The 26,432-nt window shown below is 36.6% G+C and carries 29 protein-coding genes and 1 pseudogene; 20 read left to right on the forward strand and 10 right to left on the reverse strand.

All coding sequences use genetic code 11. The features are described from left to right. Window positions 1-198: 198 nt before the first annotated feature. Together G3O09_RS20740 and G3O09_RS20745 are read right to left on the reverse strand one after the other, a co-directional pair. The gene (locus G3O09_RS20740) at window positions 199-828 is read right to left on the reverse strand and encodes a hypothetical protein (protein WP_163103339.1); all 630 of its coding nucleotides are present in this window, start codon (window positions 826-828) and stop codon (window positions 199-201) included. Window positions 829-905: 77 nt separating this feature from the next. Next, window positions 906-1,526, reverse strand: coding sequence for a CPBP family intramembrane glutamic endopeptidase (locus tag G3O09_RS20745; protein WP_240338517.1), 621 nt, complete (start codon window positions 1,524-1,526; stop codon window positions 906-908). A gap of 139 nt (window positions 1,527-1,665) precedes the next feature. Between G3O09_RS20745 and G3O09_RS22630 the strand changes: the two genes are divergently transcribed. Beyond that, window positions 1,666-1,770: a DUF6254 family protein gene (locus tag G3O09_RS22630; protein ID WP_240338518.1), complete on the forward strand. Its 105-nt coding sequence runs from the start codon at window positions 1,666-1,668 to the stop codon at window positions 1,768-1,770. 128 nt (window positions 1,771-1,898) lie between these two features. Here G3O09_RS22630 and G3O09_RS20750 read toward each other — a convergent pair whose 3' ends face one another. Beyond that, the gene (locus G3O09_RS20750) at window positions 1,899-2,090 is read right to left on the reverse strand and encodes a YkvS family protein (protein WP_163103340.1); all 192 of its coding nucleotides are present in this window, start codon (window positions 2,088-2,090) and stop codon (window positions 1,899-1,901) included. Window positions 2,091-2,355: 265 nt separating this feature from the next. Between G3O09_RS20750 and G3O09_RS20755 the strand changes: the two genes are divergently transcribed. After that, window positions 2,356-2,550, forward strand: coding sequence for a hypothetical protein (locus G3O09_RS20755; RefSeq protein WP_163103341.1), 195 nt, complete (start codon window positions 2,356-2,358; stop codon window positions 2,548-2,550). 104 nt (window positions 2,551-2,654) lie between these two features. After that, window positions 2,655-4,508 (forward strand): CapA family protein, encoded by a 1,854-nt coding sequence (locus tag G3O09_RS20760; RefSeq protein ID WP_163103342.1) that lies wholly within the window; start codon window positions 2,655-2,657, stop codon window positions 4,506-4,508. Between the two features lie 170 nt (window positions 4,509-4,678). Here G3O09_RS20760 and G3O09_RS20765 read toward each other — a convergent pair whose 3' ends face one another. After that, the gene (locus G3O09_RS20765) at window positions 4,679-5,167 is read right to left on the reverse strand and encodes a sigma-70 family RNA polymerase sigma factor (RefSeq protein WP_163103343.1); all 489 of its coding nucleotides are present in this window, start codon (window positions 5,165-5,167) and stop codon (window positions 4,679-4,681) included. Between the two features lie 280 nt (window positions 5,168-5,447). Here G3O09_RS20765 and G3O09_RS20770 point away from each other — a divergent pair, with 280 nt between their 5' ends. Then, complete coding sequence (locus G3O09_RS20770) at window positions 5,448-6,194, forward strand: SDR family NAD(P)-dependent oxidoreductase (protein WP_163103344.1); 747 nt, start codon at window positions 5,448-5,450, stop codon at window positions 6,192-6,194. A 94-nt stretch (window positions 6,195-6,288) separates the two neighbouring features. Here G3O09_RS20770 and G3O09_RS20775 read toward each other — a convergent pair whose 3' ends face one another. Next, entirely contained in the window at window positions 6,289-6,666 is a 378-nt protein-coding gene (locus G3O09_RS20775) for a PilZ domain-containing protein (RefSeq protein ID WP_163103345.1), read from the reverse strand. 75 nt (window positions 6,667-6,741) lie between these two features. Continuing rightward, window positions 6,742-7,560, reverse strand: a complete 819-nt coding sequence (locus G3O09_RS20780) for a thermonuclease family protein (RefSeq protein ID WP_240338519.1) — start codon at window positions 7,558-7,560, stop codon at window positions 6,742-6,744. Between the two features lie 247 nt (window positions 7,561-7,807). On the opposite strand from G3O09_RS20780, the gene G3O09_RS20785 reads away from it, so the two are divergent. From G3O09_RS20785 to G3O09_RS20800, 4 genes are all read left to right on the forward strand, one after another. Next, entirely contained in the window at window positions 7,808-8,062 is a 255-nt protein-coding gene (locus G3O09_RS20785) for a hypothetical protein (RefSeq protein WP_163103346.1), read from the forward strand. 311 nt (window positions 8,063-8,373) lie between these two features. Continuing rightward, window positions 8,374-8,640: a phosphocarrier protein HPr gene (locus G3O09_RS20790; protein ID WP_163103347.1), complete on the forward strand. Its 267-nt coding sequence runs from the start codon at window positions 8,374-8,376 to the stop codon at window positions 8,638-8,640. Then, window positions 8,640-10,358: a phosphoenolpyruvate--protein phosphotransferase gene (gene ptsP, locus G3O09_RS20795; RefSeq protein WP_163103348.1), complete on the forward strand. Its 1,719-nt coding sequence runs from the start codon at window positions 8,640-8,642 to the stop codon at window positions 10,356-10,358. The genes G3O09_RS20790 and ptsP overlap by 1 nt, the downstream gene beginning before the upstream one ends. Before the next feature lie 830 nt (window positions 10,359-11,188). Beyond that, window positions 11,189-12,064, forward strand: coding sequence for an NAD(P)-dependent oxidoreductase (locus G3O09_RS20800; RefSeq protein WP_163103349.1), 876 nt, complete (start codon window positions 11,189-11,191; stop codon window positions 12,062-12,064). A gap of 66 nt (window positions 12,065-12,130) precedes the next feature. Here the strand turns inward: G3O09_RS20800 and G3O09_RS20805 are convergent, their stop codons facing one another. Then, window positions 12,131-13,279, reverse strand: a complete 1,149-nt coding sequence (locus tag G3O09_RS20805; protein WP_163103350.1) for an aminotransferase A — start codon at window positions 13,277-13,279, stop codon at window positions 12,131-12,133. A gap of 132 nt (window positions 13,280-13,411) precedes the next feature. On the opposite strand from G3O09_RS20805, the gene corA reads away from it, so the two are divergent. The 4 genes from corA to G3O09_RS20825 all read left to right on the forward strand — a co-directional run bounded on the left by corA (window position 13,412) and on the right by G3O09_RS20825 (window position 17,463). Further along, complete coding sequence (gene corA, locus G3O09_RS20810) at window positions 13,412-14,410, forward strand: magnesium/cobalt transporter CorA (protein WP_163103351.1); 999 nt, start codon at window positions 13,412-13,414, stop codon at window positions 14,408-14,410. 108 nt (window positions 14,411-14,518) lie between these two features. Further along, a complete protein-coding gene (locus G3O09_RS20815) occupies window positions 14,519-15,025 on the forward strand; it encodes an RDD family protein (protein ID WP_163103352.1) in 507 nt (168 codons plus the stop codon). 130 nt (window positions 15,026-15,155) lie between these two features. After that, window positions 15,156-16,433 carry an ATP-binding protein gene (locus tag G3O09_RS20820; RefSeq protein WP_163103353.1) on the forward strand — a complete coding sequence of 426 codons (1,278 nt, stop codon included), beginning with the start codon at window positions 15,156-15,158 and terminating at the stop codon, window positions 16,431-16,433. A 124-nt stretch (window positions 16,434-16,557) separates the two neighbouring features. Then, window positions 16,558-17,463 carry a chemotaxis protein gene (locus G3O09_RS20825; protein WP_163103354.1) on the forward strand — a complete coding sequence of 302 codons (906 nt, stop codon included), beginning with the start codon at window positions 16,558-16,560 and terminating at the stop codon, window positions 17,461-17,463. 99 nt (window positions 17,464-17,562) lie between these two features. On the opposite strand, the gene G3O09_RS20830 is transcribed toward G3O09_RS20825, so the two are convergent. Both G3O09_RS20830 and G3O09_RS20835 read right to left on the reverse strand, forming a co-directional pair. Continuing rightward, window positions 17,563-18,054, reverse strand: coding sequence for a YkyB family protein (locus G3O09_RS20830; protein ID WP_163103355.1), 492 nt, complete (start codon window positions 18,052-18,054; stop codon window positions 17,563-17,565). Between the two features lie 194 nt (window positions 18,055-18,248). After that, on the reverse strand, window positions 18,249-18,581 hold the full coding sequence (locus G3O09_RS20835) for a hypothetical protein (RefSeq protein WP_163103356.1): 333 nt from the start codon (window positions 18,579-18,581) through the stop codon (window positions 18,249-18,251). A gap of 99 nt (window positions 18,582-18,680) precedes the next feature. Between G3O09_RS20835 and G3O09_RS20840 the strand changes: the two genes are divergently transcribed. The 4 genes and pseudogenes from G3O09_RS20840 (at window position 18,681) to G3O09_RS20855 (ending at window position 20,474) form a co-directional block, all read left to right on the forward strand. After that, the gene (locus G3O09_RS20840; protein WP_163103357.1) at window positions 18,681-19,079 is read left to right on the forward strand and encodes a fluoride efflux transporter FluC; all 399 of its coding nucleotides are present in this window, start codon (window positions 18,681-18,683) and stop codon (window positions 19,077-19,079) included. A gap of 7 nt (window positions 19,080-19,086) precedes the next feature. Further along, the gene (gene crcB / locus G3O09_RS23030; protein ID WP_420850367.1) at window positions 19,087-19,437 is read left to right on the forward strand and encodes a fluoride efflux transporter CrcB; all 351 of its coding nucleotides are present in this window, start codon (window positions 19,087-19,089) and stop codon (window positions 19,435-19,437) included. A gap of 199 nt (window positions 19,438-19,636) precedes the next feature. Beyond that, window positions 19,637-20,179 (forward strand): annotated as a pseudogene (locus G3O09_RS20850) (diguanylate cyclase domain-containing protein); the annotation flags it as partial. After that, on the forward strand, window positions 20,160-20,474 hold the full coding sequence (locus G3O09_RS20855; RefSeq protein ID WP_163103359.1) for an EAL domain-containing protein: 315 nt from the start codon (window positions 20,160-20,162) through the stop codon (window positions 20,472-20,474). The pseudogene G3O09_RS20850 and the gene G3O09_RS20855, both read left to right, overlap by 20 nt. Before the next feature lie 36 nt (window positions 20,475-20,510). Here G3O09_RS20855 and G3O09_RS20860 read toward each other — a convergent pair whose 3' ends face one another. Next, on the reverse strand, window positions 20,511-21,365 hold the full coding sequence (locus G3O09_RS20860; RefSeq protein WP_163103360.1) for a metallophosphoesterase: 855 nt from the start codon (window positions 21,363-21,365) through the stop codon (window positions 20,511-20,513). Window positions 21,366-21,656: 291 nt separating this feature from the next. Between G3O09_RS20860 and G3O09_RS20865 the strand changes: the two genes are divergently transcribed. From G3O09_RS20865 to G3O09_RS20880, 4 genes are all read left to right on the forward strand, one after another. Beyond that, entirely contained in the window at window positions 21,657-23,513 is a 1,857-nt protein-coding gene (locus G3O09_RS20865; protein WP_163103361.1) for an SLC13 family permease, read from the forward strand. A 426-nt stretch (window positions 23,514-23,939) separates the two neighbouring features. After that, entirely contained in the window at window positions 23,940-24,704 is a 765-nt protein-coding gene (fadH, locus tag G3O09_RS20870; RefSeq protein ID WP_163103362.1) for a 2,4-dienoyl-CoA reductase, read from the forward strand. Between the two features lie 67 nt (window positions 24,705-24,771). Then, window positions 24,772-25,983: an EAL domain-containing protein gene (locus G3O09_RS20875; RefSeq protein WP_163103363.1), complete on the forward strand. Its 1,212-nt coding sequence runs from the start codon at window positions 24,772-24,774 to the stop codon at window positions 25,981-25,983. Between the two features lie 94 nt (window positions 25,984-26,077). After that, window positions 26,078-26,314, forward strand: a complete 237-nt coding sequence (locus tag G3O09_RS20880; RefSeq protein WP_163103364.1) for a hypothetical protein — start codon at window positions 26,078-26,080, stop codon at window positions 26,312-26,314. Window positions 26,315-26,432: the final 118 nt, after the last annotated feature.

A 26,432-nucleotide genomic window follows, 5' to 3' on the forward strand; every position in this document is an offset into this window, starting at 1 on the left:
TGGAGTGGGAGCCTTGACAGTTTCGTTCATATCAGGAGGCTCGGCGAACGCCCCCCGGAAAGCAAGCGCCTGGAGCGGAAATCAACCTTTTCGCCTACCTTACATATCAAAAATGACAAAAGGTATCGAGAGAGCGAACTCGATACCTTTTGTCGACAATCTGAAACGAGCCAAAATATTGGCTCGTTTCTTTTATTTCTATTGATTACGCTGTATGGTCTTCGCCATCTCCATAAAAGCTTGTTTATGGTCATATCCTTGTTTTGTAAACATTGTTAATTTTAGTGGATTTACGGGGTCTTTAATTAGTACCGTAGTTACAGTTTCTTCTTCATTGGAAGCTTGGTAAGCGACACTATTTTCTAGCACTAAATATTCTTCCTCAGGTTGAATCATCTCTTTGCTAATGGCTTTCAAATAGGATTTCATGCTTTCTTCTTCTTGAACAAAGTCAGGAGTATCTTCCAATAGTTCAATACGCATGAACACATCATCATGATCCTTCACAAATAGTATATCCTTATATGGTTCTTCAGCGGATAATTCGTATTCAGGGAGTACAAACATTGAATATCCTTGATTATCACTATTTTGTAGAGTAGCAGTTTGTTCAACTTTATTCCCATCCACAACTACTTCCAAAGTTTGTTCTTGTTTTCTTTCTAAATCATTTTCTTCATTTGCTTCGCTTGAATCCGATTTTTTTTGCTCGTTTTGTGAGGTTGTTTCACCGGAAGCAGTTGTTTCGGATGTTTCGTTTGATCCACAGGCAGCTAATATTAAGGAACAAATTGCCAAGCTTGCAAAAGTCCATTTCCATTTTGTCATCCAGTTGTCCTCCAATAACCAAAACTTTTTGCTATATTGTCATTATAGTAAAAGTAGGACGGGCTGTAACCAAAAAGTTACTGTAATGGCAAGATTTTCAGTAATAGTAGGTCGAAGACTAGATGTGAAATGATCACTAGGGGAATGCTTCGCCTCCAATGATACAATCCTGCCCATACGATTCCACACACTAAACCAGCTATGACTAGGACAAGATTTTGAGCATAAAGTAATGGAAAACTATATAGGACAGCAGAGAGTCCGATGATATATATTGGATTCGAAAAATAAAGGTATAGTCTTTTTTGGACAAGCCCTCTCCAAAATATTTCTTCCCCAGGAATGATGATTAAGATCAGTAGCGCAAAATGCCAAGCCATAGTTGGACTATATGATGTATAAAGCTCTTCTATACGATTTGTGAAATAGCGCATTCCACCTGTTTTAACCAGCAAGTTTCCAATCCAAAATAGGCCATAGAGAAGAAATCCTGATATTATGCCATATGATAAATAGGTTGCAATCGGTAATTGATCGTCCATTTTCTCAGAAATGATGGCGATGCTAATTAAAAAAAGTGAAGTGGCCGTATATAAATGCCAAAAAACGACTGGGCTTTCATGGTAACTAAAGAACAATAAAATATGGGCAGCAATCAGCCCGCCAATCAGACGAATGTCTGTGGCAAATTTACTCATAATGTATTTTCCCTCCTAACAACAAAGCTTATTCTATCAGAAATGATAGCGAATTTTAAAGATAACGAAAGCAAATGGGTAAAATTGGGGAGAAGTACAGTTCACGAATAGGACAAAATACTAAAATGGAGGTGATTTTGTGTCAAAGTCTAAAAAGGAAAAAGAACGCCAATGGACCGTTCGTAAACAAGACCAAAAACCACATGGTAAAGTGAAATCTTTAAAACAGTTAGATCAAGAATAATACAGCTTTTTTGGATAAGTGAGTTCATTTAACTAAATTCATAATAATGAAAAAGCCGACCATCGTGAGGTCGGCTAATAATTAATGAAAACATTTGAAAGCGTTTACCATATACCGTAAATGAGCAATTAATTTTGGTTGGATTGTTGGATAATCTTGTAATTTTTGTGGTTAACAACCGTTTTTTGCTCTAATTCAAGGTCGCGGTAATTTTCCATGATTGTCAAATCAACAATAACGGAATTCTCATTTACTTTTTCAACTACTCCCTTTAATCCATCTTTAAATTCAATTACATTACCAACTTCAGCAATCTTCATCCCAACTCACACCTTTATTAACTATTTGAAAGGAACAATTTTGAAATACACGAAGGTGAAACATTTTTGAACCTAGTGTTATCACTATAATCAATGAATGATAAGTGTTAATATATTATATTGTAATAATTGTAAAATTACAAACTATTATTTTGGTTTTTTTGAGAATATTCAAATTAATTTCCGAAAATCTTTTGAATCTAACGTTTTTCATGTAAAATACGATAAGCAATTGTACATAAAAATGATATGGAGGACGTTTCTGATGAGCCAATCATTATACGAAGAAATTCTAAATAAACTTGCTTCAAAGGAGTTAAATGAATATACAGTGTCAAAGGAGGAATTTTTGGCTTTTAGATCCATCATAGTGCAAAGGGAAGACTTTAAACATTTTCGAGGAATTGCCCAACAAGGTGGGACTGTTAAGTATCAATACATGGACGAAGCAAGAAGTTAATTCAAACAAAAATTGACAAATTTTTTGGTTTCATTTCGACAAAATCCTCTTTTTCCTTGCTTTAAAATTAGTAATGCGAGCACGGAGAGGGAGGATGATTGTCGATGAAACGATCTTATAGTAAATTTTTCTTTTTTGCAGTTTTTATTCTAACCATATTTGTATCTCATCTGACCATTACTAATGCAGATGAAACCCCGTATATCTCTACAACTACCACCACCCCTTTATTTAGTTCAACAAGTGGAAAAACCGTACTCGCCACATTTGATAAAAATCAATGGTTGAAGCTGGAAAAGGAGCATCAGAGTTATTTTCAGGTACAGTTTGGCCAAACCTCAGGATTCATTAAAAAAACAGACGCGATTAATACGAGTGTCGAGGATCCTTCCATATTTCATGGTAACATCCCAAATCAAGGTTCGATTTCAATCAGAAGGAATACAGATTTAAAGGATGAAGCCACTCCAAAGAATGATAAAAGAGGCCAATTGAATAAAGGTACCATAGTACATTATATAGAGAAGACAGACACTTATTATAAAATTTCCATTGGACAAAGACATTTTTTGATTAATAGTATTGATGCAGCAGAGCCATTTATCAAAGATACAATTTATTTCTCCACCGATACTTCCGATTTGCCAATCTATCTGAAAAAGCAGGGTAAGCTTGTCAAGTTCGGGGTGGCCCATAAGGTACAAGGATTTCAAAGAAGTGGTGAAGAAGGTAACTACCACATCATCCAAATAGGCAATCAAAATGCGTACATAGCCAAAAAAGGTACTTATAGAGAAGACAAACGACCTTTTGAAAATCAATCAAACAAATTGAAACATGCAGGTGTGATTCAATTAAAGAAAGATTCCATTGTCTATACCATCAAAAATGGAAAACAAATACCATTAATTACATTATTTAAAGGTCAAACGACCCCTTTTGTAAAAGCTGATGCTTCGGCATACACCATTGAACTTGCAGGAAGAACTGGGTTTATTTCTAAGGCGAATGCCATAGATTTATATTCTCCGATCAGGGTCACATTTGTAGGGGATGTGATGATGGATTGGTCGATCAAGAAATCCATTCAAAAGCATGGGGCGGACTACCCTTTCAAATATGTTTCACCGGAATTGAAGAAGAGCCATTTTGCTGTAGCCAATCTTGAAACGGCCATTACTACTCGAAATGCGATTTATCCGAAATCGTATAATTTTAAATCAGATCCAATTGCTATAAAAGGACTGTTGAATGCAAATTTTGGTCTCGTCTCTTTGGCTAACAATCATACTTTGGATTATCAAAAAGAAGGTCTTTTGGATACTATGTCACACTTAAAGAAGTCAGGTATGCCGTATATAGGAGCTGGAACTAATTCTACAGAGGCATTCCATTCTTATACAAAAGAAGTGAATGGGAAAAAACTAAGATTCGTAGCATTTTCACGAGTCCTGCCAGATGGAAGTTGGAGGGCAGGTACTAAATCCTCTGGAATTGCTGACGGTTATGACCTAAGGAAAATACAGGCGACCATCCGAAAAGAGAAGCCTGGGGCTGATTTCTTGTTCGTCTATATCCACTGGGGTAAAGAAAAAAGCAATCGACCGGAAAGTTTCCAAAGGGATTGGGCAAGAAAAATGATTGATTCTGGTGCAGATGCTATTATTGGAAGCCATCCACATGTTCTACAGGGTTTTGAATATTATAAGGGAAAGCCTATAGCCTATTCCTTAGGAAATTTTTTATTCCCTGACTATGTTAAAGGAGCTACGGCTCAAACTGGATTATTACATTTGGATATTAAGAACAAGACCATCACCATGAACTTTTCACCCTATCTCATCCATAAAGATCAAATTAAAACTCAACCTACCACAACAAAAAAGCAGGTCTGGAAACACCTGCAGAGCATATCCTACGGGGTGAAGGTTGATAATGGTCAAATAACAATTAAGTAAGAAATTAGGGCCAAGTTTACTTGTTTTTCTTTAAACAAAGTAGACTTGGCCTATTTTTGTCGCTTCAAGAAATATCAAAGCTCAGCCATGAATGAATCAACATCTCAATAATTCAAGGATTGCCAAAACTATAAATCTACTGACTCATTATTTCTACCCTTTCTTAGTTCTTAAATTGAATTCACCACCAATCTTAGATTGGTTAAAGCCAGTTTTCTCCATGACTTTACTGTTTCGATTGATACATTGTGTTCCAATGCAATTTCTTTAATGCCTTTCCCCTCCAATATACTTCCTTTAATCCACTGTTTTTGTTTATCCGTTAGGCCCGCACAATATTGCCAAATGATTTCTTCCTGAAGATATTCTGGAAAGTAACTTAACTGTGTATAGTAGTCCTGAACCTGTGGGTCGGCCGAGATATTACAAGAGTCGTACCGATATTCTTTTCGTAAATGATTTAGGATTCTTCCATGTATAACTGAGTAGGCAAAAGTAGTGAAGCTACCTTTACGAGAATCATATTTTTCATAAGCCTCCCATAATGCAATTAAACCAATTTGGAAGTATTCTTCCTTGTTTTTGTAAATTCCTATTGAATGAATAATACTATTGATTAAAGGGGAACAGCTTTCTACTAAAGTTTCAAATGTATCCAAACTTTCCACATCCATAAGCGAAAAGTGCACTTTTCATGATTCCTAGGTACACCCACTATAAGAAAATATCAGGAAACGGGATAATCGCTCTTAGGAATATTTCCTTCATCAAAAATCATCATTTCCTCTTTCAAATAAGGTTTTTTATTTAGAGGTAGGGTGGAAATGGGTAAAACAGGCTGTTTTCTAAAGAAAAGGAAATTTCTCGAAGGAGAGTATTATGATACTTGATGAAAAACGTAATGTAGGGAATAGAATCTTTGAAGGGAAGGTAATATAGATGCCAAATAAATTCGATGGAAAAACAGTGATAGTCACTGGTGGGTCCAATGGAATTGGAGAAGGGATTGCCAGAGCATTTGGAAAGCAGGGCGCTATCGTATGCGTCGCAGATTTGGATGCGGATAAAGGGGCAAAAGTTAAAATGCAAATTGAAGAAGATGGTGGGATAGCTGCCTTTTTCACAACGGATGTGAAGAGAGAAGAAGATGTCAATAGATTAATCCAACAAGTGGTTAATCAATTTGGAAGGCTTGATATATTGATCAATAATGCGGGCATTTCTAAGTTTACACCTTTATTGGAATTATCCATTGAAGAATGGGAAGATGTCATCCACACCAATTTGCGAAGTGCTTTTCTTGCTTCAAGAGCGGCTGCGAAAAACATGTCACAAGGAGGGAAAATCATTAATATGGCATCGACAAGGGCTACTATGTCAGAGCCTAATTCAGAGGCGTACGCTGCCTCAAAAGGAGGTATTGTATCTTTGACCCATGCGTTAGCCGCATCTCTTCAACCAAAAGGTATAACCGTGAATTGCATCAGTCCAGGCTGGATTCAAACCGTGAATTATGAGGAGTTAAGAGAAAAAGACCATCACCAGCATTGGTCAAACCGAGTAGGAAGTCCCGAAGATATTGCGAAGGCATGCCTATACCTTGCGGACCCTGAAAATGATTTCATTAATGGACAGAATTTAATCATCGATGGTGGTATGACTCGGAAAATGATATATGAAGAATGACAAATAAGGGTGGGCCAGTTATTTGGTCCACCCCTTAAATATTCAAATTTAAGATTCCAAAAAGCGCTATATACGGTTCTGCTTTTTTCATATACTAAAACTCTTTTTCTTTCCTTTTGATGCGAACATATTCTTTTATTTCAGCAATTATTGCTTTTTCAAATTCTTCATCAGCTTCCATGGAGTAACCGTATTCAAATATTTTTAGCTTTTTTTTCTTCCAAGCGATTTTTCCAGGGAGAATGATCAGATTTCCGTTTAATGTGACGGATATTTCAAATAAAATTCCATCAGAAATTGGAATGTCCAATTGAGATTGGAATTTGCATCCACTTTGACTAATATCAAGTAATTCTATTTTTCCTTTTTTACTTTGCCCAAGCAACCCTTTTATACTAGTGATAACAAAATGACCACTGATGGGTTCTGGGAATTGATAACGAAAAGGTTCGTCTCTTTTATATTTCATCATAGGGATTCTCCAGTATAAGAATTGCCATTATATAGCTCCATTTTGCGGAAATTTTATTTAAAAAGCAATTAAATATTATGATTTGGATTTTCTAAAACCAGCTTCAATAGCCTCATTTTCGGTGCAGAACCACTGTTCTGGCTTTGTAATTTTGTAATATTGTCCCGATGGAGTATGATAAATTTTTTCTCCCTTTGATGAAATATTCCCTTTAATCTCTGGTTTAGAGCATTTAGTAGAAGTGCCTTTTCCGGCATTTTTGAAAGGTACGTTATTCGATGAATTGTATCCAGATTCGGTCACATAATTTTCTATAGACCAGATACCTAAACTCTTTTTCTGTGCAGCACTTTGGATTTCATAGAGTTCGTCAATATATTTTGTATTAGGTGGATAAATGTACGCGACCCTAGCCAGCCCTTTTTGCAAAAGTACAGCGTTTATCATTTCATCTTCATTATAAACATATGCCAAAAGCCTTCCGTATTTATCTCTTTCTGAGATTCCCATTTCAATGATAACTGTTGACCCTGGAGGTAAAGTATTCTTCATGTAAGTGCTTGCTTCCTTTCCAAAAGGCTGTTGCGGCTTCGATGGATGGACCGTTTCAGGAGTATCAATCAATAAAAGGCGAATAGACTCAATATTTCCATTTGTTAGCTCCACTTGGATTGTATCCCCGTCGATTACCTTGACAATTTTTGCTGAAAGGGTTTTACCTGCAGGCTCTTTTGCATATAAACCTCTAATAATCTGGACTTTTTGAGACCTATTTGATTGATCCTCCGAAATCTTGTCAGGAGTGTATGTACATCCTCCAAGAAAAAACATAACAAATGATAATGTCAGAAAAATAAAAAAAAGGTATTGTTTCTGAAGTTGGTGTTGGACCATGTTCTCTCACCTCGATGTTAAAAATAGTACCATAAAAAAAAGAATTCGAACCGGCATCTAGAGAAGTTGAATATATGTGTAACCCATTTGTGGAAAAGGATTTAATCAGAATGTTATTTATTTTCATTAACATACTTAGCTATAAAAATTGGAGGGAGAAGCAGAACAATTCACAAAGAGAATATTACCACGTTCTAAATTAGTTTTCCTTTCATATTTTTTTAAAAAAAGATATGGAGTGAATAATATGAGGGATGAACAAATATTTGGACGCATGAAGGATTTAAATGAACGCATGCTTCAAACAATAATAAAAGAGAATGAAGATTTCGATTCGAAGGACTTGCAGAAAACATTAGAACTGACCCTAAGGACCTTGCAAAATATGATTACCATCCTTGAAAACCAAAATGTTCATTGTCTTCCAATTAAGCAAGCAGCACTAACCAAAACGAGGGTGGCTTTTAATGTGCTGACGAATGCTCAATCTTCACGAGTTTAGTAGTTTGATGTAGTTTTTCACTTGAAACTAAATCTTTTTTTCAATTCTTTCCAACTTCTTCACAATGAAAGGGTTTTCACATAAAAATACATGATTCTGAATGCTAAATTAGTTGATTTTAGATTCATTCTTATGTAGGATTTTTAGTATGAGAGGGTAGTAACTTTACAATGAAATACCACCCGATATACTGGCTTACTCATTGCCCCATTCGCTAAACATACATTGTCCTCAAATGGGGTATTCTTTAATTGAATAAACTTCAATTAAAGTAGATTAAATATATTCTTTTTCAAAAGGAGATCAGGAACATGGTAGAAAAAAAGTTTAAAGTAACAGCAGAAACAGGAATTCATGCTCGTCCAGCAACTCTTTTAGTACAAGCTGCAAGCAAATTTGATTCAGAAATCAACTTAGAATATAAAGGTAAAAAAGTAAACTTAAAATCCATAATGGGAGTAATGTCTTTAGGTGTAGGCCAGGGTGCTGATATTACGATTTCAGCTGAAGGAAGCGATCAAGAGGATGCTCTACGTACTTTAGTAGAAACTTTACAACGTGAAGGCTTGGCAGAATAATGTCAACTTTGCTTCAAGGAATCGCAGCATCAAATGGAATTGCAATCGCCAAGGCATACCGCTTGATTGAACCGGACCTTACTGTAAGCAAAAATGAAATCGCTGACAAAGAAGCTGAGGTTTCCAGGTTTAAAGCGGCATTAGAAGAATCTAAATCTGAGCTACAAATAATTCGTGAACGGGCTGATCAAGAATTGGGTGCTGATAAGGCAGCCATTTTTGATGCCCATTTATTAGTTTTAAGTGATCCGGAATTGATCAACCCAATTGAAGATCAAATTAAAACCGATGGGTTAAACGCGGAGCTTGCATTGCGAAATACGGCTGATATGTTCATTAGCATGTTTGAACAAATGGACAATGAATATATGAAAGAAAGAGCTGCCGATATTCGAGATGTGACAAAAAGGGTTCTATCCCACCTATTAGGGGTAAAAATACCTAATCCAAGCATGATTGCAGAAGAAGTAATTATTGTTGCCGAGGATTTAACTCCCTCTGACACAGCGCAATTAAACCGTAAATATGTAAAGGGATTCACAACTAATATTGGTGGACGTACATCTCATTCAGCCATTATGGCTCGTTCCATGGAAATACCTGCTGTGGTGGGAACAAAGGAAGCGACCCAAACTATCGAGAATGGCGACATTATCATTGTCGATGGCTTGAATGGTCAAATTCACATTAATCCAACACCTGAACTTTTGACGGAATATGAAGAAATTCATTCCCGTTATGAGAAACAAAAATTGGAATGGGCAAAGCTCGTGAATGAAAAGACTGTATCATTAGATGGTCATCATGTAGAGCTTGCTGCTAACATTGGTACTCCTAAAGACTTAAAAGGTGTAATTGAAAATGGTGGTGAAGGAATCGGGCTTTATAGGACCGAGTTCCTTTATATGGGAAGAGACCAATTACCAACCGAAGAAGAACAATATAAATCCTATCGTGAGGTTCTTGAAGGCATGGCTGGTAAGCCAGTCGTGGTTCGTACACTTGACATTGGAGGAGATAAGGAGCTTCCATATCTGAATCTTCCAAAAGAAATGAATCCGTTCTTAGGGTATCGCGCAATCCGGCTTTGCCTAGAAGAACAAGATCTCTTCCGTACGCAACTGCGTGCATTATTACGTGCAAGTTCATACGGGAATTTAAAAATCATGTTCCCAATGATCGCGACGTTACAAGAATTCAGACAAGCTAAAGCCATTCTTGAAGAGGAGAAACAAGCTCTAGTGGCAAACGGGATCACTGTTTCTGATTCCATTGAACTTGGAATCATGGTTGAAATACCTGCTACGGCAGTTCTGGCAGATCAGTTTGCAAAAGAAGTGGATTTCTTCAGCATTGGAACGAATGACTTAATTCAGTATACAATGGCAGCTGACCGCATGAATGAAACGGTTTCCTACCTGTATCAGCCTTATAATCCTTCCATTCTTCGTTTAATCAAAATGGTAATTGATGCGGCTCATAAAGAAGAGAAATGGGCAGGGATGTGCGGTGAAATGGCAGGGGATGAAATTGCCATTCCAATCTTACTTGGACTAGGTTTAGACGAGTTCTCCATGAGTGCAACATCCATTCTAAAGGCTCGTTCATTGATTCACCAATTATCTAAGCAAGAAATGGAAACACTGGCTAAAGAAGCCCTTCAGCTAAGCACTAATGAAGAAGTTATAGAAGCCGTAAATAAAGTCGTAACTTTATAAAAAAATAGGTTTACCAATTTTCCTATGGGGTACAAATTAATATGCACAGTAGTTTAGCTCAAAAGAGCTAACATTCTCATTTCCCCCATGGATGCCGATCGAATATTCGATCGGTTTTTTCTTTTACAATGAAAAAAGAGAGATAAGAACTAAAAGTTGATTTCCGATCCGGGCGAACGCTTTCCGCGGGCATGGCTTGAGCCTCCTCCTTCGCTACGCTTCGTTCGGGGTCTCAAGTCTCACGCTTATCCCGTAGGAGTCGTCGCCCTCCTCTCCAATCAACGGTGCTTGTACATAATTTAGTGGTGATAAACGTAAGAAAGAAATGAATGACGTCTTAAAAAATTGTCCATGCAAGCGATGCTTACTTTTGCATCCATGAATTTAAAGAAACTAGCAACTTGGACATGGAAAGTTGCTTGAGTAAGATTCATAAAGCCGTAATTAACAGATTTTTGACTTGATATTTAAAGGATACTGGTTACTTGGAGCGGAAGGCGCTTGACTCCTGGGGGATTAGCCTTACAGGCGAGACCCCACAGGAGCGGTAGCGCCGAGGAGGCTCGGCGAACGCCCCCCCGGAAAGCAACCTTTTCTCCTGCAACACATATACATATCAAAAATGACAAAAGGTATCGAGAGAGAGTACTCTCGATACCTTTTGTCGACAATCTGCAGCCTTGTTTAACAGAGCTTTATTTTAAATAAAAGCTAGTGAGTGTCTCTCGTTGCAATCAACAGGCTAGTTTAAATGAGTCTAAATAAAAGAACGGATAAATGACTAATGTTATAATACATATTATAAATCGAGTGTTGGGGGGACAAATGGAATGGATAAGCAAAACTGTAAGATTGGTTTTATCGGAACGGGTGTGATGGGGAAAAGCATGGTAAGGAATTTAATGAAAGCAGGTTTTCCGGTAAGTGTTTACTCCCGAACGAAAGAAAAAGCAGATGAGTTACTAAAGGAAGGGGCAATTTGGAGCACCAGTCCAAAAGAGTTAGCTCAAACAATGGATGTGATTATTTCCATTGTAGGGTATCCGAGTGACGTTGAGGAAATTTATTTAGGAGAAGATGGAATTATACATAATGGTAGACAAGGTCTTACGGTCATCGATATGACAACCTCCAAACCATCGTTAGCTGTGAAGATTTATGAAGAAGCAAAGTTAAGAGGTATTGATTCATTGGATGCCCCTGTATCTGGTGGAGACGTTGGAGCCAAGGAAGCAAGGCTTGCTATCATGGTTGGTGGAGATCAAGAAATATTTATTCAAATGAAGCCTGTTTTTGAAGCGTTGGGAACAAATATTGTCCATCAAGGAGCTGCAGGAGCTGGGCAGCATACAAAAATGTGTAATCAAATTGTAATTGCCTCAGGGATGATAGGAGTTTGTGAAGCTTTAGTTTATGCGAAAAAGGCTGGCCTTGATCAAGAAACGGTTTTACAAAGTATTTCTACTGGAGCAGCAGGTAGCTGGAGTTTGTCTAATCTTGCTCCACGTATTATCCAGGATAACTTCGACCCTGGTTTCTTTATCAAACACTTCATCAAGGATATGAGCATTGCGATTGAAGAAGCGGAAAAGATGGAGATGAATGTTCCAGGCCTATCATTGGCAAAGCAATTGTATGAACAATTAGCAGAATTAGGTGAAGAGAATAGTGGGACTCAAGCGCTTTATAAATATTGGAATGAATAAAGGTTAAAAAGAAACCAGGAGCATTGCCTATGAAATTTCATTTCGAGGAGTGCTCCTGGTTTCCTTTTAAGGATTCACAATAAAATTTTCTAATCTATTCATTCCTTCAGTCAATGTCTCCATTGAATACGCGTAGGAAAGTCTAAAGTACCCTTCACCAAAAGAAGAAAATGCACTTCCTGGTACTACTGCCAATCTTGCTTTCTCTACTAATTCTATTGCGAAATCAAAGGATGACTCGTATCCGTTTGGAAGTTTGACAAAGAAGTAAAAAGCACCTTCTGGTTTTACCACTTCAAACCCCATATCCACCAGTCTTTTAAATACATAATCACGTCTTTTCCCATACTCGATCTTCATTTCAATCGCATCATCAATCCCCACTGTCAGGGCCTCCATTGCAGCAGATTGAGAAATGGAAGATGCACAAGTCACATTATATTGATGTACCTTTAAAATATGTTTGCAAATATCGGAGGGAGCAAATACTAAACCAATTCTCCAACCGGTCATTGAGTGGGATTTAGAAAGGCCGTTTATGACAATGGTTTGTTCTTTTAGGAATTGACCAATTGAAACATGGTCATAATCATAAGAAAGCTCACTGTAAATTTCATCCGCTACAATAAAAATTTCTTTTCCTCTTATCAAATCAGTAATTTCAATTAACTCTTCTCTAGTTAAAGAAACCCCAGTTGGATTGGAAGGATAAGGCAATATGATGGCCTTTGTGTTTTCTGTAATATAGGTAGCTAATAATGCTGCATTCACCTTGAAAGCAGTGGTAGTCACATCTGCATAAACTGGCATAGCACCACATTGTGTGATGATTGGCTCGTAGCCTGGATAAATAGGACCAGGTAAAATGACTTCATCACCTTCTTGAAGAATGGTACGCAAAGTCACATCAATCGCTTCACTGGCTCCGCTTGTAACAATTACTTCGTCTTCAGGATTATAGGTAAGATGATATTTAGTATGTACAAAATTTGCAGCTGCTTCACGTAATTCCATCAGGCCAGCATTATGGGTATAGACGGTATAATCGTTTTCAATTGCTGAAATAGCAGCATCTTTAATATGTTTTGGTGTAGGGAAATCGGGTTGGCCAATAGTGAGACCAATGACATCTTTATAAGGTGCCACTAGATTAAAGAACTTCCGGATTCCCGATATTTCGATTTGTTTAACTCTCGGATTAATTAAGTGCTCCATGGTAATCCACTCCTTTAACAATATTTCTATTTTATCATGATGAATGGTAAGTGGATAGTTTAGCTAGAAACAATAAGGAGAATATGAAGAGTAGTTACCTTTAGATAATCATAGAAGAGAAGGGAATTTGGCATGATACATACGATGATATTAAAACAAAATGGACAAATAGTTTGGGATGCTCCATTAGAGGATGTGAAGAATGAAGATGTAAAATGGTTTTGGGTCGATATTTCTAAGCCTTCTCCCAAAGAAGAACAGTTACTCACCAATTTCTTTCAATTTCATCCATTGGCAGTAGAGGACTGCTTAGATCATTACTCACAACGCTCAAAAATGGACTTTTATGAGGGCTACCAATTTCTAATTGTACATGCAATCTGTCCGAAAACCTTAACGAATAATGAAATTGATCTATTTGTAAATAATGAGTTTCTTGTGTCATACCATAGACATTCTGAGGAGGATATGTCACTAATACGAGATAGGGTAATGGAAAAGGAATTTTTTTCTAAAGGCACTTATTATGTCTTGCATTCCATCATTGACAAACTAGTGGATGACTATTTTCCTCAAGTATATGAAATGGAATCCAAATTAAATGAGATTGAAGATAACCCAAAGGATGAATCCATGCAAGACTTAATGGAGAGATTATTCGATATTCGAACTGACATGTCAAAACTCAGAAGAACGATTTTGCCAATGAGGGACCTAGTTTATCGAATCATCCATTCAGAAAGATTGCATTATCTAAAAGATCAACATTTATATTTTCAAGATGTCTATGATCACTTAATTAGATTAGTGGAAATGATTGAATCATATCGAGAGTTTTCATCGGATGTAAGGGATAGCTATTTATCCATGAATTCCAATAGGATGAATGGAATTATGATGACCCTTACCGTAATCACTACAATTTTCATGCCACTTTCATTCCTGGCAGGTGTGTATGGTATGAATTTTCAATATATGCCTGAGCTGGAATGGAGATATGGGTACTTTTTTGTCTTGGCGATCATGTTCCTGACTGCTGGGCTAATGATGACCTTCTTCATGAGGAAAGGGTGGTTTAGGTATGGGAGAGGTTCTAAAAAGAATAAGCGAAATATCTCCTGGAAGCAATGACAAAGGGGGGAGGAAGCAGGTTCTAAATCCCGTATATTTGGGAAAAGTAAAGAAATTTATTGATAAATTTGCTATTATGAAAAAGATAAATTTTAAGGAGGTGAAAATATGAATCAAGAATTGAATTCGATGCCAAGTTATAATCGCTTAGAATATGCAGGGTTTTGGATCCGTTTTGGAGCGTATTTAATTGATTCCATCATCGTTGGCATTATTATGGCTATTATTTCTTCCATCGCCGCAATCGCAATCATTGGTAATAGTATCGACTTAGCACTGTTCTTAGATCCTGAATATATTCCTTCCGGATCTGAAATTGGTGCATTTGTTGCCGCTTATGCTGTAATCATAATTATCGGTCTTATCATTAGTGTCCTTTATTACGCTGTAATGCAATCTTCAAAATGGCAGGCAACAATCGGTAAAAAGTTATTGGGATTGAAGGTTACGGATGTACACGGAAATCGTATTGGCTTTGGTAGATCTATAGGAAGGTTGCTAGTTTATAGTTTCCTATCCCCAATATTTATGATTGGGTTCATCATCGCGGCTTTTACAGAAAAAAAGCAAGCACTTCATGACTTAATCGCAGGCACTCTAGTCATTAAGAAATAATCGTTTTATGACAGTCGAATTTTCGACTGTTTTTTATTTCCCAAGAATATAGAATTAAATGGAAAAAAATGTGTGCTTTATTCTATTAATACGTTATAATGATTGTAAAATCGGGCATAGGATGGATGATATGGTATTGTTGGATGAATTATTACTCCATTTTTTCATAATTTTAGTACCATTGCTCATTTATCAAATTTATTGGGCAAACGAAAAACTAGATGCTATGTATTTAAAAGAATCTAGTATTTTATTTATGACCTTGTTATTGTCCTCTTTAACTTGCATGCTTTTTCCAATCTTCAAACTTAATGGATTTTCCTATGATTATAGATCACTATTAATCATGTATGCTTTTCTATATGGTGGCAGGAAAATCGGTTTCTGGATGATTGTATTAACCACATTATATAGATTCTATCTAGATGGCCAGGGTGTCATATTCTCATTATTTATGCTTCCTTTCTTCTATGTTATACCATTCATATTATCTTCCAATTGGAGAAAATTTTCTAAAAAGAAAAAATATCTTCTATCCACTATCATAAGTTCTTTTGCAATGGCATTATTCGTTATTACATTACTAATATGGGGGACGGCAATGGAAATAGGAGCTCCTATGCCTGTTCATCCTATCGTATCTCTTTTGAGTTGTGCTGTAGGGTATATCGTTACTTTTTTCTTGATGATCTATTTTACTGAGTTTTTAAGAGAAAATAAGCGTATGAAACTGGCAATCCAAGATTCGGAAAAAATGACAGTAGTCAGTGAACTGGCTGCAAGCATTGCACATGAAGTACGTAACCCACTGACAGTTGTTAAAGGATTTATCCAGTTAATCGAAAAAGATGAAAATAGTTCAAACAGGCAATATATGAAATTAGTACTGTCTGAATTAGATAGAGCGGAATCGTTAATATCAGACTATTTGAATCTAGCAAAAAAAACAGAGATTCAAAAAATGCCCATTGATATAAGCGACTTACTTAGAAGCATTCAATCTGTTATGGAGTCATATAGCAATATTAATGGAGTACGTATTCAGTCATCAATTGAACAGAAACTGTATGTATTAGGTGATATGGGGAAGTTAAAGCAAGCCTTCTATAATATCATGAAGAACGGGATAGAAGCGGTACAAGCTGACCAAGGGATGCTTGCGTTTAAAGTGTATAGAGGTTCAAGCTCTGTCAATGTTGAAATTACGGACAATGGCATCGGAATGAATGAAGAAGAATTAAGGAAGATAGGGGAACCATTTTACACAAATAAAGAATCTGGAACTGGTCTAGGAGTCATGGTTACGAAGGCAATCATCCATGAGCATGGTGGTACTATGGCCTATGAAAGTACGGTAGGAAAAGGAACTACAGTGAAAGTTTCACTACCTATCATCTATATGAAATAGGTCATTATAGGGTGCTCACTTTTCTATGAAATTAAGAATATTTACTGGATTTTTGTGAGAAATTCAGCTAAATCATGATATATTGAATATACCAGAGTATTTTTTCATAGGAAGGAAGATCCACATGGACAACAAAAAAGGGATTTTACTAGAAAGTGGAACAAATGAACTTGAAATAGTAGAGTTTGGAATCGGTACTAATAAATTCGGAATCAATGTGATAAAGGTCAAAGAAATTATCAATCCTCTTCCTGTGACGATTGTTCCTCAGGCACATAAAAATGTCGAAGGAATTATTGAACTTCGAGGAGAGGTGCTACCAGTAGTAAATGTTGCAACCGCATTAGGTTTTCCTCCTTCTGAAAACCCTAAGCAAGATAAATTTATCGTGGCAGAGTTTAATAAACAGAAAATAGTTTTCCATGTACATACTGTTACTCAAATCCATCGAATTTCCTGGGGGGAAATTGAAAAGCCTTCCGAAATGTACCAAGGTGTTGACAGCCAAATTATTGGTGTAATCAAGCTGAATGGGGAAATGATCCTTCTTCTAGATTTCGAAAAGATTGTGGTTGAAATCAATCCCGAATCGGGCATTAACGTGCAACAAGTCCAAAAATTAGGTAAACGTGAGCGGTCAGATAAAAGATTGGTTGTGGCAGAAGATTCACCCTTATTACGTAAGCTGTTACATGATACTTTAAACGAAGCAGGCTTCCAATACATTGATTTTTTTGAGAATGGACAGGATGCATTGCACTATTTAGAAGGCCTCTGTGCTGAAGGTAAGGACATTTTAAAAGAAGTACAGTTAGTTGTAACAGATATTGAAATGCCACAAATGGATGGGCATCATTTGACGAAACGTATAAAAGCACATAAAGAATTATCCAAATTGCCCGTTATCATATTCTCATCTTTAATTACAGAAGACCTTCGACATAAGGGAACGATCGTTGGAGCAGATGCTCAAGTCAGTAAACCAGAGATTGCCGAACTAATAGGATTAATTGATCGACATATCATTTAAAGGTAAAAGGGAGCCGCAATAGACTGCGTCTCCCTTTTTGAGTGGAATTTTAATAGCAGGGTACAACTAGAAGACATAAATTATATGTCTTATGCATTACTATTTCTTGTAATAGTGAAGATCTTTACCTAGAAAAGAAGAAGGAAAAATATTAGAGGTTTGTTTTTGGTGTAAGTTCTTTTTTGGGAGAACTTTTTTTGCCGCTCGATCGACCGATGCAACACCAATATACGAAAAGAGTACTCCTTTTGCTTTTGAAAGTGAAAGAAATGTTTTTGGATTCCGTTTATTAACCGAACGGCTTCCTAAGTGGGGTAACCCTTTCATGTCTTCTTTAGATGGTGGTAGGTGAAATATGTAGTTTCCGCACTCTACGATGACATCGGACTGCTGTTGTGAGTATTTTGGGTTGTCCGAAAAATGTAGGCCAAGCTTCTTTGCTTTTCCTTCAGTTAACATTTTTTCAATGGTTTTCTGTTTTAACTCATAAAGCGCTTGAGGCTTAGGAGCAGCTTTTGCATGTTTATTTACAATAAACAATGCCTGGGCTAAAACTTCTGTAGATTGAGGCCTGTTTTCCTTTTGCTCCATAGTAACCCTTCCCTTCAAAACCAATTGATACTTTATTATAACATTTTACTCCTTTAAAGTAAGTACTACATGTAAAAAAACTAAATATTCTTCATTTTGCACCATTTCCATAAAATTATGTATAAAAAAATCCCTTCACTAAATTTTAGAAGGGATTTTGTAATAAGAAAAGCCTGTTGGAGATTACTAATGAGTTACCTTGTAAAAATGTTTACGTCCGTGATGTTGTTTAAATTTGCTTGTGGAAATCCAGGCATTTGACCATATGGTACAGGACCAGGTGGGTATGGTGGATATCCAGGATATCCACCAAATCCACCATACCCTGGATATGGACCATAAGGACCACAACAAGGTCGGTTAAAGAAGAAAGGACTGATGGCCAAACCTGCTAGTCCTCCGGCGATAAATGGCAAGAATGGGAAAAACCGCTGATCATGCGGGTTGACAAACGATTGATCATATATATTTTGATTACGGAAATATTCGGGATACATTTGATAGGGTATATAATATGGGGTGTGCAAAAGGTTACCTCCTTTTCTATTTTCAGTATAGTTTATGGGTTTATTTTATATATGAGCCTGTCTTAAGATGATTTAGAGAAGTAAGTCATGAGGATTAAAATGCTGATCGGAGATTTTATGAATATGGTTATGAAAATGATAATCGTCGGTTTAGGTGCTGTCATTGGAAGTTGGGGACGCTTTTTAATATTTGATATTTTTTCAATACTCCATTTTCCCATTGCCACACTTATCGTCAATTTAGTTGGTAGCTTGATTCTTGGATTCATAACCACAATTCCGCTCTTTAAAGGGAAACGGAGTGAAGTATGGAGATTGTTTTGGGGAACAGGTATATGTGGTGGATTTACGACCATGTCTACATACTCCGGCGATATGTTTATTTTAATTCGAACATCGCCGTTACTAGCAATCCTATATGTAATGATTACACTAATTGGTGGAATCGGTTTAGCATGGGCGGGAATGTATTTAGGGAGGAAAAAACAAAGTGTTTGAATGGACGATGTTACTTGGGGCATTTTTAGGAGGGGCAGCTCGATACACAATCGGTTTACTCTTTTCTAGGCTTTTTAAAAACAAAGAATTTCCTTTCCCTATTTTTTTCGTTAATCTGATTGGGTCTTTTTTGTTTGGTTTTGCTAACTTTTTTGTCATTCAGCATTCAACGGTGCATTTATTTCTTGTTACTGGTTTTTTAGGGGCATTTACCACCTATTCAACTTTTAGTGTGGAATCTGTCCAACTTTGGAATCGGAGCAAAATCAGGATTTTTTTCCTTTATGTCACAAGCACATTAGTGGAAACCATAATTTTCTGTGCTTTAGGTTTTTATTTCGCCTTAATTCTTTTATAATAGAGTTACAAAAATAGGTATTTTTCAACAAGATACGACAAAATCATTCTAAAACAAAGTGTACTTAAGTAATCATTCTACTATTTTTGAAAATTGTATTTCATAGAAAATATAGAATTAAGAGATTCATATTGAATCTTTAAAGGTGTGATGGTTATGAATCGATTTAAAGCATTCTTGAAGAAAGAAATACAGAGAGGTTGCCATCTTATATATAGACCTTGATCGTTTTAAATATTTGAATGATACCCTAGGACATAATAAGGGTGATTTTATTTTGAATTTAGTTGGGTGCAGATTGCTTTCATTAGACGTTGGAATAGCCCATACTGTATATAGGCTAGGCGGGGATGAGTTTGTAGTTCTTATCCCAGACGCCACTTTCGAATTAGTACCAAACATTGCTCAAAGGATTTTTGAAAGTATTAGCCAGCCGTTTGAACTTGATGGACAAGACTATTTCATTACTCCAAGTATTGGCATCTCATTATTTCCAACTGACGGGGATGATAGTGAAACTTTAATTCGGAAGGCAGATGGGTCCTTATATCAAGTGAAAACGAATGGAAAGGCGCATTTCCAATTTTATAGCCAAGAAATGAACGTCCATATCCCTACAGTTTTGACAATGGAAACCAATTTGAGAAGGGCGATAGAAAAGGATGAATTACTGCTTTTTTATCAACCACAAATTAATTTAGAGACCAATGAAATAAGTGGCTATGAAGCATTATTACGTTGATTTTGGTACTGGATACTCTTCATTAAGCTATTTAAAACAGTTTCCATTGGACAAGTTAAAAATTGATCAATCCTTCATAAGAGAGGTTTTAACAGATCAAAAATCGGAAGCGATTATCACAACGATTGTCCTTCTTGCACATAGTTTAGGGTTAGAGGTAGTAGCTGAAGGAGTCGAAACAGAAGAACAAGCAAACTTTCTGCGATTACTGAAGTGTGAAAAAGCACAAGGTTACTTATTTTCTAGGCCTTTACCATCTCAACAAATAGAAGAAAAGTATATTTTTGTAGGTTAATATCTAAAGCCTGAACTTAATTCCAACAATCAGGCTTTAGATAAACTTTAAAATTGTAATTTCTGGCCTTGATAAGAAGCGATATGGAAGTCTTGTTGTACCTAGACCTCGATTAACATATAGTTTCATCTCATTGATATTGTATAGGCCATCTATGTATAATTTTGCTTGAGGCGGGGTAATTAGTGCACCGTAAAATGGGATTTGAATTTGCCCTCCATGGCTATGTCCACTTAATTGAATGGAAATGGGATATTTAGAAGCTGTTTGTGCAAAGTCAGGTGCATGGGATAATAATACGATAAAGGAATCACTGGGAATGCCCTGTATAGTTTGGGATAGATTTGGTTTACCTAGCATCGAGTCATCTACTCCAGCAATATAGATTTTCTCACCGGATGTGTTGAATATGTCAGTGGCTTGGTTTTTTAGTACAATAAATCCACTTTCCTTCATAATTTTTAAATAGAGGTCTGAGCCATAACCTCCATGGTCGTGATTTCCGTAAACGCAAAATTTACCTAATTTTGCATGGAGTTTGGAGAGGATAGGTGAAATACTATCTTTTTCAATATATGTTCGAGGGTTATCCATTAAATCCCCTGTGAAGAATATCAAGTCTGGACGAAGATGGTTTATTTTATCAATCAACTTCTCTAGTTGGGAAAGTTGAAATTGAAATCCAAGATGAGTATCACTGAATAAAACAGCACGTAGTCCAGAAAAGGAAGCTGGCAGATTAGGAATTCTAAGATTGTGGCTAGTTATTTCTATCCACTTAGTTTCTATTTCTTCAGCATAGTATTTACTGCTAAATCCCGCTCCTATGACTGATAATATTCCTACGGCACTTTTTTTTATGAATGATCTTCTGGAATATTTTTCTTTCATAAACATCAAACCTGTCTTTTTAGGATACTTCCATTCTATTAACGTATTGAGTAATAAAATGCAATTAAAAGGAAGTTACTATAATTATATGAGAAAGTCCGTATCAAAAAAAGATAAGAAAGTTTACTTTTCAGATACATATTAATGAAATAATATTGCAAACTGATGCATACTAAAGAATAATTAGATTCAAACGTAAACGTCTATTTAGATAAATATTAAACTTAGAGATAAAGTCAAAGGATTTTTCTTGATCCTATTGGTTGCTATTCGTTTTTTTGGGGGTAAAGCATGACAATTCATCCAATGTTATGGACCTTCTTACTATTGGTCATTATGGCTTTTTTGTTTATACATGGTAGGTATAGGAAGGATTTAATCGTACTTGGAACCTTGATAGCTTTCACGCTTACTGGGGTACTTACAACCCAGGAGGCATTATTAGGGTTTTCAAATCAAACTGTCATTACTGTAGCCGGGTTATATATAGTCGCTGCTGGCATTTTTAATACGGGACTAGCCAAACAAATGGGCAACATGGCCTTGAAAATTGGTGGAAATAGCGAGCTTAAAATGTTAATAATTATGATGGGGACTGTTGCCGTTCTTAGTGGTTTTCTTAGTAATACGGGGACAGTGGCCATTCTTTTGCCAATCGTTATGAGCTTAGCAGTTCAGTTACAAGTAAGTCCCTCACGTTTCTTAATTCCGTTGGCCTTTGCAAGTAGTCTTGGAGGCATGCTTACTTTGATTGGCTCACCATCTAACTTAATAGTAAGCAGTGTCCTAAAAGAAGGCGGATTTGAAAAACTAGCATTATTTGATTTACTGCCTATTGGGTTGGTCGCATTGGTGGCAGGTCTTGTGTTCATGGCTATTTTTGGACGAAAACTGCTACCAACTCATAATCTTTCTTCATCAAGTGATGAAAAAGGACTTTCAGCGGGAGAACTTGCTGGCCTATATAAAATTTACGATAAGTTGCATTTCGTCCATATACCAGAAACCTCAGAGATTGTAGGGGAGAGGTTGATGGACTTAAAGCTACCAGTCCGCTTTGAAACAACTGTTATTGAAATAGAAAGAAAACAAAAAGAAATCCTTTCGCTAAAACCATCTAGGCAATCGATTGCAGCAAAAGCAGATGAAATTTTGCATCCCAATGACTTATTGCTTGTGTTTGGTGAAGAAGAACAAGTAGACCGATTCATTTTACATTTTGAGTTGGAGAGAAAAGAATTCCACCTTGAGCATATTAAAAGCCACTTTTTAGGGAAAGTGTATGGAATGACTGAAATGGTTCTTCCACCTCACTCGACCTATGAGGAAAAAAGTTTAATGGATATCCATTTCAGGGAAAAATACGAATGTAACGTATTGGCGATCCATCGAAAAGGTGAGTATATTCAGAGCGGTGTTGCAAAGGAAAAAATGAAGCCTGGAGATACATTACTTATTCACGGTAAGTGGGAGAATATTGAAAGGATTTCAAAGGAAGATCGAGATGTTGTAGTTTTAGGGACCATTTCAGAGGAAGCAAGCTCTGCCTATGCAAGTGGAAAAGCTTCAATAGCTGCTAGCATCCTTATATTCATGTTGATATTATGGGCATTCCAAATTGTTTCTCCTGTGATTTCTGTCCTTTTAGCCTCTTTTCTAATGATTGTGACAGGATGTGTTAAAGGTATGGAAGAAGCATACCAGCGCATTAACTGGGAATCAATCGTTCTAATAGGAGCCATGATTCCGATGGCAATAGCTCTAGAAAAATCAGGTGCATCCCAAGAAATAACGGAATTATTTCTATCTATATTTGGGGGCTTTGGTGGATATGGAATCATGATTGGTTTTTTTGTCATAACTGTGATTTTATCCCAATTCATTAACAATATAGCAATCGTCATCGTTTTGGCACCAATTGCTTTAAGTACTGCCGTGGCACAAGGTATTAATCCTTATCCAATTGTAATTGGAGTTGCTATTGCAGCAAGCATGGCTTTTTCAACACCATTTGCATCTCCGGCAAATACATTGGTCATGTCAGCAGGGGGTTACACATACAAAGATTTCATAAAAATTGGATTACCCTTACAAATTGTAATCGGAATTTTAATGATATTGGTCATCCCATTATTTTTCCCTTTCTAACATTAAAGGTTGTTTCGTCTTCAGTATGAAATTTTCTATTTCCAAAAGGAGATTGATAAAATTTTCAAATTGAAGCCGAGCAACCTTTTTATTTTTGTTTGACTGTGTTAAAGTCCATTGTTGATTTTAAGTAGTTTGTTGATCTTCGTTACAGACGCTTGACTCCTGGGGGATTAGCGTTACAGGCGAGACCCCGCAGGAGCGCTAGCGACGAGGAGGCTCGGCGAACGCCCCCCGGAAAGCAAGCGTCTGGAACGGAAATCAACGGGCAAGTTTAACAAAGCCTTTTGTTTATACTGTTTTAGTAAAGTTTGTAGTTTTTAAGCGGATTTTATCTCTAACAATCTGAGTTAATATTATTAGAAAATTCTACGAATTACTGTTAAAATAGAAATGAATGGACATTCATTTCTAGGGGGATTGTAGATGAAGAATAAAGTGGTTATTGTAACAGGTGGTTCTAGCGGAATGGGGAAGTATATGGCAAAGAAATTTGCCGATTCAGGGGCTTTCGTCGTTATAACAGGTAGGAATCTAGAAAGATTAGAGGACACCCAGAGGGAAATACAAACATTTGAAAATCAGGTGTTAACAGTCCAAATGGACGTTCGTGAAATAGAACATGTAAAGCATATGGTCGCAAAAACACACGAAGCTTTCGGAAGAATTGACCACTTAGTGAATAACGCAGCTGGAAATTTTATTTGTCCAGCGGAAAACCTTAGTCCAAATGGATGGAAGTCAGTCATAGATATCGTATTGAATGGGACATTTTACTGTTCAAGTGAGGTAGGGAAATATTGGATTGAAAAAGGTATTCAAGGATCTATCATTAATATGGTCGCTACATATGCATGGGGTGCAGGAGCGGGAGTAATCCATTCTGCAAGCGCAAAAGCAGGTGTTCTGTCCATGACAAGAACGCTAGCAGTCGAATGGGGAAGTAAGTACGGAATCCGTGTCAACGCTATAGCACCAGGGCCAATTGAAAGAACAGGTGGGGCTGAAAAGTTGTGGGAAAGTGAGGAAGCTGCAAAACGGACTTTAAACAGCGTCCCATTAAAACGTTTGGGAACCCCAGAAGAGATTGCAGAACTTGCTTATTTCTTATTCTCAAATCACGCTGCTTATATTAATGGAGAGTGCATAACAATGGATGGAGGACAGATGTTAAATCAGCATCCGTTTTAAAAAATTTCTATCTTTTTTGTCATGATGCTATAATTGAATCCAGTATAATCGCTTCGGAGGATATCACATGGATGCAGTTGAAGTATTAACAAATTTAGATAGGATCCATCCCTATTTTCAACCGATTTTCAGTGCTGATGAGCATTCGGTCATTGGTTACGAAGTTTTAGGTCGATACAATGACGAGCAAATGGGGATTATTAGCTTAGGACCGTTTTTTCAAGACGAAAATATTCCTGAGGAATATAGACTTGAAGTAGATAATTATATTTTGGAACAAGCATTAAAAATTATTACACAGCATAATAATCAAGATTTTCTAATTTTTTTAAATCGTGATCCAGAACTGCTGATGGTTAATGATGGGGAAGATGTTCTTGAACTTCTTCAGAAGTATTTACCAGAAAAACAATTAAATCGGGTAGTTCTTGAGCTTTCACAAAAGAAGTATAAGGGAGACCTTGTTGATCTCCAACATTTATTGACGTACTATAAGACGTATGGCATTAAAATTGCGATTGATCACTTAGGTGATGATAGTCAACTTGATTTAATTTCAGGATTATCACCACACATTTTAAAGGTAAACCTTGAAAAGTTAAAAAGTGCAGGATGGGATTCTTACCAAGAAGTATTGTATACATTGGGATTACTTGCTAGGAAAATTGGAGCTACATTATTGTTTGAAAGTATAGAAACTGTGTACCAACTCCAATTTGCGTGGAAAAATGGTGGTCGATACTATCAAGGTTTTTATTTGGCAAGCCCTGATGAATCGTTAGTTCAAAAGGATATTTTAAAGGGAAAACTACGCGATGATTGCCAGAGATTTATCATTGCCGAGAAAAAGAAATTAGAAAAAATATTCTCCATCAAACGTGACTTGTATGAAAAATTACAAGGATTAATCGTTAAGTCAAGGAAATTGAATGACTATACAGAGCTATTGAAGTCACTAGCTGAATCTCTTTCACCTGTTTGTTTCCGATTATATATTTGTGATGAAGAGGGATTCCAAAAATCAGAAAATATTTTTAAAACAGACGGAAACTGGATAGTTCAAGAAAATTATCGTGATAAAAATTGGAGTTGGAGACCATACTTCCTGGAGAATATTATCAAGATGCGGAATGAAAAAAGAGGTATCCTATCTGATTGCTACAGCGATATTGAAACAGGTGAAACCATCAGGACGTTCTCATTACAGCTGAACGATTCCGATTTTCTATTCTTAGATCTTTCATATGAATATCTTTATGAAAATGATGTATTGCTTTAGGAACTGAATGAATATTGCTCGATTGAGTCACTATAAGGATAGACGAATGAAGTGATAAAGAATTTACTTCATACTATTTATGGAGGGACTTCACATGAGCTTATTTATTTGGATCTTAGCGATAATTCTGAGCGCAATTGGATTGACTGGTATTTTATATACCGTTTCACTTGGGAAAAGTCGTAAAGCATTAAGAGGCGAATTCGATACACATATTGACGAGAAGGTTCAAGAGCATCCATATATGAGGAACCCAATATTCCTAGCCTATATCTTATTTTTTGGGCTTCTTCTTGTGTATATTATCTATTTTGCCATTACTAGATATTAGCAATCCTGTATTCAGGATTGCTTTTTTGGTGTGCCAGGCATGTTCATCAACTAGGCGGTGAAAGTCCGCTATGGGCGTTGGGATATGCGAACCATTAGCCAAAAGCAAGGGTGTCCAT

It is taken from the genome of Peribacillus alkalitolerans (assembly GCF_010882125.1).
Lineage (GTDB): Bacteria > Bacillota > Bacilli > Bacillales > DSM-1321 > Bacillus_BN > Bacillus_BN alkalitolerans.

What these genes read in the sequence shown, in the direction of transcription:
- G3O09_RS20800 (WP_163103349.1), top strand. Translation starts at nt 11,189, where the DNA reads ATGGATAAGCAAAACTGTAAGATTGGTTTTATCGGAACGGGTGTGATG.
- G3O09_RS20825 (WP_163103354.1), top strand. Translation starts at nt 16,558, where the DNA reads ATGGACAACAAAAAAGGGATTTTACTAGAAAGTGGAACAAATGAACTT.
- G3O09_RS20855 (WP_163103359.1), top strand. Translation starts at nt 20,160, where the DNA reads ATGAAGCATTATTACGTTGATTTTGGTACTGGATACTCTTCATTAAGC.
- G3O09_RS20770 (WP_163103344.1), top strand. Translation starts at nt 5,448, where the DNA reads ATGCCAAATAAATTCGATGGAAAAACAGTGATAGTCACTGGTGGGTCC.
- G3O09_RS20880 (WP_163103364.1), top strand. Translation starts at nt 26,078, where the DNA reads ATGAGCTTATTTATTTGGATCTTAGCGATAATTCTGAGCGCAATTGGA.
- G3O09_RS20760 (WP_163103342.1), top strand. Translation starts at nt 2,655, where the DNA reads ATGAAACGATCTTATAGTAAATTTTTCTTTTTTGCAGTTTTTATTCTA.
- G3O09_RS20830 (WP_163103355.1), bottom strand. Translation starts at nt 18,054, where the DNA reads ATGGAGCAAAAGGAAAACAGGCCTCAATCTACAGAAGTTTTAGCCCAG.
- G3O09_RS20780 (WP_240338519.1), bottom strand. Translation starts at nt 7,560, where the DNA reads ATGGTCCAACACCAACTTCAGAAACAATACCTTTTTTTTATTTTTCTG.
- G3O09_RS20740 (WP_163103339.1), bottom strand. Translation starts at nt 828, where the DNA reads ATGACAAAATGGAAATGGACTTTTGCAAGCTTGGCAATTTGTTCCTTA.
- G3O09_RS20750 (WP_163103340.1), bottom strand. Translation starts at nt 2,090, where the DNA reads ATGAAGATTGCTGAAGTTGGTAATGTAATTGAATTTAAAGATGGATTA.
- G3O09_RS20745 (WP_240338517.1), bottom strand. Translation starts at nt 1,526, where the DNA reads ATGAGTAAATTTGCCACAGACATTCGTCTGATTGGCGGGCTGATTGCT.
- G3O09_RS20755 (WP_163103341.1), top strand. Translation starts at nt 2,356, where the DNA reads ATGAGCCAATCATTATACGAAGAAATTCTAAATAAACTTGCTTCAAAG.
- G3O09_RS20775 (WP_163103345.1), bottom strand. Translation starts at nt 6,666, where the DNA reads ATGATGAAATATAAAAGAGACGAACCTTTTCGTTATCAATTCCCAGAA.
- G3O09_RS20815 (WP_163103352.1), top strand. Translation starts at nt 14,519, where the DNA reads ATGAATCAAGAATTGAATTCGATGCCAAGTTATAATCGCTTAGAATAT.
- fadH (WP_163103362.1), top strand. Translation starts at nt 23,940, where the DNA reads ATGAAGAATAAAGTGGTTATTGTAACAGGTGGTTCTAGCGGAATGGGG.
- G3O09_RS20840 (WP_163103357.1), top strand. Translation starts at nt 18,681, where the DNA reads ATGCTGATCGGAGATTTTATGAATATGGTTATGAAAATGATAATCGTC.
- G3O09_RS20860 (WP_163103360.1), bottom strand. Translation starts at nt 21,365, where the DNA reads ATGAAAGAAAAATATTCCAGAAGATCATTCATAAAAAAAAGTGCCGTA.
- G3O09_RS20785 (WP_163103346.1), top strand. Translation starts at nt 7,808, where the DNA reads ATGAGGGATGAACAAATATTTGGACGCATGAAGGATTTAAATGAACGC.
- G3O09_RS20820 (WP_163103353.1), top strand. Translation starts at nt 15,156, where the DNA reads ATGGTATTGTTGGATGAATTATTACTCCATTTTTTCATAATTTTAGTA.
- ptsP (WP_163103348.1), top strand. Translation starts at nt 8,640, where the DNA reads ATGTCAACTTTGCTTCAAGGAATCGCAGCATCAAATGGAATTGCAATC.
- G3O09_RS20790 (WP_163103347.1), top strand. Translation starts at nt 8,374, where the DNA reads ATGGTAGAAAAAAAGTTTAAAGTAACAGCAGAAACAGGAATTCATGCT.
- crcB (WP_420850367.1), top strand. Translation starts at nt 19,087, where the DNA reads ATGTTACTTGGGGCATTTTTAGGAGGGGCAGCTCGATACACAATCGGT.
- corA (WP_163103351.1), top strand. Translation starts at nt 13,412, where the DNA reads ATGATACATACGATGATATTAAAACAAAATGGACAAATAGTTTGGGAT.
- G3O09_RS20865 (WP_163103361.1), top strand. Translation starts at nt 21,657, where the DNA reads ATGACAATTCATCCAATGTTATGGACCTTCTTACTATTGGTCATTATG.
- G3O09_RS20805 (WP_163103350.1), bottom strand. Translation starts at nt 13,279, where the DNA reads ATGGAGCACTTAATTAATCCGAGAGTTAAACAAATCGAAATATCGGGA.
- G3O09_RS20875 (WP_163103363.1), top strand. Translation starts at nt 24,772, where the DNA reads ATGGATGCAGTTGAAGTATTAACAAATTTAGATAGGATCCATCCCTAT.